This window comes from Pseudomonas sp. P4_C3 (assembly GCF_056402075.1).
In genome coordinates this window covers 1-6,449 of record NZ_JBFUIC010000248.1, presented here as the reverse complement: position 1 = coordinate 6,449, position 6,449 = coordinate 1, and the positions used below count along the sequence as shown (strand labels likewise).

7 protein-coding genes are annotated in these 6,449 nt (G+C 57.8%); 5 read left to right on the top strand and 2 right to left on the bottom strand.

Going from position 1 to position 6,449, the window contains the following annotated elements:
* Positions 1-191 (bottom strand): NAD(P)H-dependent oxidoreductase subunit E (locus tag AC1DVH_RS24570; protein WP_477756002.1); only part of this gene is annotated, 191 nt, incomplete at its 3' end.
* 658 nt (positions 192-849) lie between these two features.
* Positions 850-1,959 carry a GlxA family transcriptional regulator gene (locus tag AC1DVH_RS24565; protein ID WP_477756001.1) on the bottom strand — a complete coding sequence of 370 codons (1,110 nt, stop codon included), beginning with the start codon at positions 1,957-1,959 and terminating at the stop codon, positions 850-852.
* A 98-nt stretch (positions 1,960-2,057) separates the two neighbouring features.
* Here AC1DVH_RS24565 and AC1DVH_RS24560 point away from each other — a divergent pair, with 98 nt between their 5' ends.
* The 5 genes from AC1DVH_RS24560 to AC1DVH_RS24540 all read left to right on the top strand — a co-directional run.
* The gene (locus AC1DVH_RS24560; RefSeq protein WP_477756000.1) at positions 2,058-2,930 is read left to right on the top strand and encodes an ABC transporter substrate-binding protein; all 873 of its coding nucleotides are present in this window, start codon (positions 2,058-2,060) and stop codon (positions 2,928-2,930) included.
* A gap of 77 nt (positions 2,931-3,007) precedes the next feature.
* Entirely contained in the window at positions 3,008-3,796 is a 789-nt protein-coding gene (locus AC1DVH_RS24555) for an amino acid ABC transporter ATP-binding protein (RefSeq protein ID WP_086945812.1), read from the top strand.
* The gene (locus AC1DVH_RS24550; RefSeq protein WP_019582764.1) at positions 3,796-4,452 is read left to right on the top strand and encodes an amino acid ABC transporter permease; all 657 of its coding nucleotides are present in this window, start codon (positions 3,796-3,798) and stop codon (positions 4,450-4,452) included. Before AC1DVH_RS24555 ends, AC1DVH_RS24550 begins: the two co-directional genes overlap by 1 nt.
* Positions 4,449-5,132 carry an amino acid ABC transporter permease gene (locus AC1DVH_RS24545; protein WP_218429438.1) on the top strand — a complete coding sequence of 228 codons (684 nt, stop codon included), beginning with the start codon at positions 4,449-4,451 and terminating at the stop codon, positions 5,130-5,132. The genes AC1DVH_RS24550 and AC1DVH_RS24545 overlap by 4 nt, the downstream gene beginning before the upstream one ends.
* Before the next feature lie 4 nt (positions 5,133-5,136).
* A partial coding sequence (locus AC1DVH_RS24540; protein ID WP_477755999.1) for an amidase occupies positions 5,137-6,449 on the top strand: 1,313 nt, incomplete at its 3' end.

Sequence of the window (6,449 nt, the reverse complement as noted above, 5' to 3'; positions counted from 1 at the left end):
AAACTGATCACCCCACGAACCTCGGCCTGACTCAGGTTCAGGGCATGGGCAATCTCGGGGACGGCGACATCGGGGATGTAACCGATGCGCTCCTGAATATCATGAAGAATAGGCAACAGCGCACCCGGGGTGCCCTTATGGCGCTCCAGCAGACTGTTGACCACAGGCAGGTGCAACATCTCATCAGGCATTCAGCAATCCTCACGGTCACGGACAAACCAGGCGGTTGTCGGTTGTCCGAAAGTGTCGGCTGCGGCATTCACACCACGTCACGGTATCGTGGCATCTACAGACCGTCGGCCAGGGCACCCTGAGCGGGCATCTTGTTGCGCCCGGCACGGTCTTCGCCGCACCTCAATAGGGGCATAAAAGCCAGATTGCCACGCGGCCCTTGATTCGGCTGCACCAGAGCGACGTGTTCGGTTCTGTCTACGACCTTGTATTGAGTCTAGAAGAATGAGGGGTGAGGCGCCGTGCCAGAGGGGAGGTTGCTGGAGTTATGCACAGCGGATTGCCTGTGGAAAAGGTGACGATCAAGCCCACCGGAAGCACCCGGAGGCCGGRAAATCTGACACTCTCAAAAACGGTTTAGAGCGGGTTTGACAGTCAGAACCAGAACGAAAATCGCGTTCCTACGCAAATTTCAGGTCCGCTGATACACCAATCATTGGCAGATTTTACGTAGCGACGCAGACTTCAAAACAGTGTCTGCGTTTTTACATAGCCTGGTCCCAAAGCTGACGGTAGTAACAGGCAGAAATCAGCCAAAAGCGGCCTGTCGAAAAACCGTTAATCTCATTCCAACTTGGTCTTCACATTCTGCCCCGTGACCGATCAATGCTTCACTGTCTAAAAAAACCTCCCCCCTTGGGTGAGTGTCGCTTTTCGCATCAACTCTTTGCGCAATTTTCCGGGGGACATGCCAAACATGTTCTGAAAATGTCGAATGAAATGGGGCGCATCGGCGAACCCGCATTCGAAAGCGATTTCCCCTATATGTCGATCCGAGCTGATGAGGAGCCATCGGCCAAACCTGAGTCGAACCTGACGGTAGAATTGGGCTGGAGTGTTACTGGTTTCGGCGACAAACAGCCGCTCAAGTTGCCGTTTACTGGTACCGACAAGGTTTGCGATTGAGTCAATATCCAAGGGCTCGGTCATGTGCTTTTCCATCAGCATCACGGCTTCGTGCAGGCGCCTGTTCGAAGAGCTGGCATAGCCAAGTGCCTTGCGCCGGTCGACGAAACTGCCGGAGCTGGTTTTTGCGACCGTCATCTGATGAACAACTTTGCCGGCCCGATCCGGGCCGCAATGCACCCCAATAAGATGAATGGCCAACTCAATCACTGAGATACCGCCTGCGCAGGTGATCCGATCCTTGTCGATGAGGAAGTCACTGTTGCTGACAAAGCGCAATCTGGGGAACAGACGTTTCCAGTCGTCGCAATGGTAGGCATGTACGCAAGCGGTACGTCCCTCCATCAAGCCATGTCGAGCGAGCACGAAGCTGCCCGTGCATAGACCGATCAACGGCACGTTAGCGGCTGCTGCCTGAAGCAGAAATGCCGGATACGTCTTTGGTGCGGCCTCAAGGGAATCAAGCAGTCCACCAATCACCACGATGTAATCAAATTGATGAGGATTGGTGAGCTCACTGTCGATAGGCACATCCAGTCCGCAGCTGGAAATGACTCTTTGCCCGGGGGTACCGAGTACTTTCCATTGGCATCGTATCGGGCGGCTCTGATCACCCGTATCGGCAGCATGTCGCAACGCATCGGTCAGCCCCGAGAGTGACAGCAAGGGGAAGCGCGGCCACAACACAATACCGATAGACAACTCGGTGGCGCCGCGTCGGCTTGGCGGATGTCGTGCCTGACCATTATCAAGCCCTTCCACAAGGCTTTCGCTGGAGGTCCTGGGCAGTACATCTCCGAAATGTCGCAAATGTTCAATCATTCATGCAAACCATCCAACCAGTTATACCGTCGATCACCATACGATGAGCGCCTGCCCAACACCATGCTGTTCATAAAAAAACAATCGAGGAGCACGTGATGAAGAAGCCCAACGTTCAACGTTTTGCCGGTATCTATGCGGGTCTGCTGGTATCCATGCTGGCCTCGGTACCGGCATTCGCACTGGAAACGGTAGAGCCGGGAAGCCTGACTATCGCGTTCACTGGCGATATGCCGGGGACCGGTTATCAAGACAGCCGGATGGTCGGCTACGACGGTGAAATCCTTCAACAAATATCTGAGAAGCTGGGTTTGAAGGTTAAACCTGCCTTGATGGACTGGGCCGGCACCATCGCCTCAGTACAAGCTAAACGCGTGGATGTCATGGCCGGCACCATGGGCTGGACCGAGCAGCGCGCGAAGATCATGACCGTGAGCGACCCGATTCACTATTTCAAGAACGGCATCACCCAGACCGACAAGACCAACTGGAGCACCCTCAAAGATTTGCAGGGCAAGAAGGTCGGCACCATCACGGGTTTCTCGTTCATCCCTGAGATGCGCAAGATCGAAGGGCTGCAAGTAGCGCTGTATGACACCTCCGATGCCGCGGTGCGCGATCTCCTCGCCGGGCGCATCGATGCAGTGATTGGCGATCCTCCGGTCATGCAATACGCCATTTTTCGCAACGAGCAGTGGCACCTGCACTTCAATGCTTTCACCGACAACGATCCGAATTTCCCACTGCTGACGGGGCTAGGTCAGGTGGTGTACGGCTTCAATAAAGGGGCCAGCCCGCAGCTGGTGGCTGCCGTGAACGAGCAGATCCAGACCCTCTGGAAAAGCTGTGAAATGCGCAAGATCGGTGCCCGCTACGGTCTGACTCAGGATGTCTGGTATGTGCCGGAAGGCAAGGACCTGAGGCTGGGTGTCGACCGCCCGGCGGACTGGAAACTGCCCGGCTGCAAGTAAGCGCTTGAGCGGATGAATCGGCCTGATGGCCCGTGCCGATTCATCGCCATGTCTATAACAAAAAGAGGTTAACCAAGATGTCGACCCCGTCCGAACCTGCGTTGCTGCGAGTGCATGACCTGCACAAAAGTTATGGTGATCTGGAGGTGCTCAAGGGGATCAACCTGGAGTTGAAAGCCGGTGAAACCCTGTCGTTGATCGGCCCGAGCGGGTCGGGAAAGTCCACTTGCCTGCGTTGCATCAATTACCTGGAAAAACCCACTCGAGGCGATATCTGGCTGGGCGACGAGTTGATCGGGCAGATCAAGGACGGTAAACGCATACGTCTGATGAGTGATCGGGAAATGGCTCCGCAGCGACGCGAGATCGCGATGGTGTTCCAGCTCTTCTACCTCTGGCCACATTTGAGCGTACGCGACAACGTCGCGCTGGGGCCGATCAAGGCACAGGGTATGCCGCGCAAGCAGGCCTATGAGCTGGCTGATGCCATGTTGGAAAAAGTCCATCTGCGGCACAAGGCCGAGGTCTATCCCGAGCAGTTGTCCGGCGGACAGCAACAGCGGGTCGCTATTGCCCGCGCGTTGGCCCAACAACCTAAAGTCATCCTGTTCGACGAGCCGACCTCGGCGCTGGACCCCGAACTGGTGGGGGAAGTACTGGCCGTGATTCGTGAGCTGGCGCAAGAGGGCCGCACCATGATCATGGTGACCCATGAAGTGCGCTTCGCTCGGGATGTGGCGGATCGGGTGATCTTCATGGACGGCGGACACATTGTCGAGCAAGGGCCTTCGGCGCAGGTTATCGACAACCCAAGCCATGAGCGCACCCGCAGTTTTCTTGGGCGCATGGCCATGGAGGGCGCTTGATGGCGAACTTCGAGGTCTTTCTCGGGCTACTGCCTCTGTTGTTGAAAGGCGCGCTCACCGCCCTGGAAATCGCGCTGTGTACCTTGCTGCTGGCGAGTGCCGGAGGGGTAGTACTGGCGGTGTTGCTGACGTTCAGTCGGTCACGGGTGTTGCATGGGGTGATCGGCTGTTTCATTGAGTGGATGCGCAATGTTCCCGCGCTGGCGCATCTGTTCCTGATCTATTTCGGTCTCTCCTACCTTGGCATCAACTTGCCCGCGTGGCTGGCCGCCATCGTTGGCTTGAGTCTGGTGGGCAGCGCGGTGTTGGCCGATATTTTCCGTAGCGGCTTGCAGTCGCTGCATGTCGGTCAGCATGAAGCCGGATTGGCTGTCGGTCTGAGCCGGATGCAGATTTTGCACTGCATTCTCTTGCCCCAGGCCCTGCGCGTGACGTTGCCAGCGTTCGCCAACTACGTCACGCAATTGGTCAAGGACACGTCCATCGCCTCGGCCATTGCCGTGCCGGAAATCATGTTCCTGGCGCGTAATCTGGTGACCTCCACCTTCCAGACTTCACTGATCTATTTGGCTGTGATGTGCATCTACGCCGCGATGATTTTACCGATCGGTGTGGGATTCATTCGGCTCGAACGTCATTTTGGGAGCGCGCGATGATCAGTTTTTTTCAGCAATACCCGGAGTACTGGAGCGACTGGATCGCTCGCCTGTTGCTCGGTGCACGGATCACTGCCGAATTGTCCCTGATGGGGTTCGCTCTGGCGGTCGTGCTGGGGGCGTTGTTGGTCTGGGCGATGAGAAGTCCGAGTGTCATCCTGAAACGGTTGGCAGCGTTCTTTATTCAGAGCATGCGCGCTGTACCTCTTCTGGCGTTGCTGCTGGCCCTGTATTTCGCGTTGCCCAGCCTGGGGTTGACGTTGTCCGGCTATTGGGCCGGGGCCATCGGTCTGGGTTTGCAGGGTGCCGCTTACGTTGCGGAGATCCTCCGTGGCGGCCTGGATTCGCTGCATCGCGGCCAGCGCGAAGCCGCTATCGCCATCGGACTGACGCCGCTGAAAGCGTTTACCACCGTCATCCTGCCGCAAGCGATTCGCGGCATGTTGCCGCCACTGCTTAACGCCTACGTGTCGATCCTCAAGGACAGCTCGTTGTGCGCTCTGATCGCCACCGATGAGTTGATGCTGGCGGCGCGGGCCATCGCTTCGGAAACCTTCCTGCCAATGCATGTCTTCCTGCTGGTAGGGCTGTTCTATTTTGTTATCGCTTTCCCTCTTTCAATGCTGTCGCGTGTGCTTGAAAAGCACTTTTCACGCGGGCGCAAAACCGTGCGAGGTTGAACATATGAGCACCATAGATCGAGTTACTTCCCACAGCATTGCCCAGTTGCAGCGGGCGCTGCAGGCGGGATCGCTGACTAGCGAAGCGCTGGTTCGTGCGCAACTGGCGCGCATCGAGCGCTTTGACGAGCAGCTCAATGCCTATGTCGAGACCTATTCCTCGCGTGCTTTGAACGCGGCTATCGCCGCTGATCGCCAGCGTGCGTCCGGCATACACCTGGGACCGCTGCATGGCATTCCTCTGGCGATCAAGGACTTGTTCGAGATCGATGGCCAGGCCATCACGGGTGGATCATTGGCACAGGCACCGCGTGTTTCGAGGTTGACCGCCACTGCAGTGCAACGCCTGGAGCGTGCCGGTGCAATCATTCTTGGCAAGACCCACACCGTCGAATTCGCTTTCGGTGGCTGGGGCACCAACGCGGTGATGGGCACGCCGTGGAACCCGTGGGACCGTAACGTGCATCGCGCTCCGGGTGGTTCAAGCAGCGGCTCGGCAGTGGCCGTGGCCAGCGGGTTGGCGAGCGCTGCGTTGGGCACCGACACCGGCGGCTCGGTGCGGATTCCGGCGGGCATGTGCGGCTTGGTCGGGCTGAAAACCACGCGTGGGCTTATCAGTCGCCATGGCTTGATCGAACTGTGTCCTTCGCTGGATTCGGTAGGGCCTATCACCCACACCGTTGAAGATGCGGCGTGGATGTTGGATGCACTGCTGGGCCCGGACCCGCTGGATCCGGTTTCGGCCCAGGCACCTGTATTCAGCGCCGCTGCCGGTCTCAATCAGCCGGTAGCCGGTTTGCGCATCTGGGTGTTGCCACAGGCCGAACGAGCGCATGTCGCTCCCGGGGTGCTGAAGGCTTACGATTTGGGGCTCAAGCAGTTGGCCGCGTTGGGCATGCAACTGATCGAGCAACCGCTACCCACGTCGTTGGAGCAGTGCATGCGCATCGCTGGTGGGCTGATGAGCGCCGAAGGTTATGCCAGCCTGGGTAGCTTGTTCGAGCGCGACGATCTGCGTTTCGACCCCCATGTTCAACGTCGCGTACTCAGTGGTCGCGCCATCGACGCAGCGTCGTATATCCAGTTGCACAATCAGCGCCGCGCCGCTCGGCACGCCATGCAGGAGGCCATGACCAACATAGACGCCTGCGCTTTCCCGACCAACGCTATTGGCAGTGTGCCGTTGGATGAGGTCGATGAATATGGCACGCCACTGGCCTTGTTGGGGCGGTTCGCCAACTTGCTGAACTTGTGTTCGGTGGCGCTGCCCATCGGGCTTGATGAAAAGTGCATGCCGGTCTCGATGCAGATTGTGGG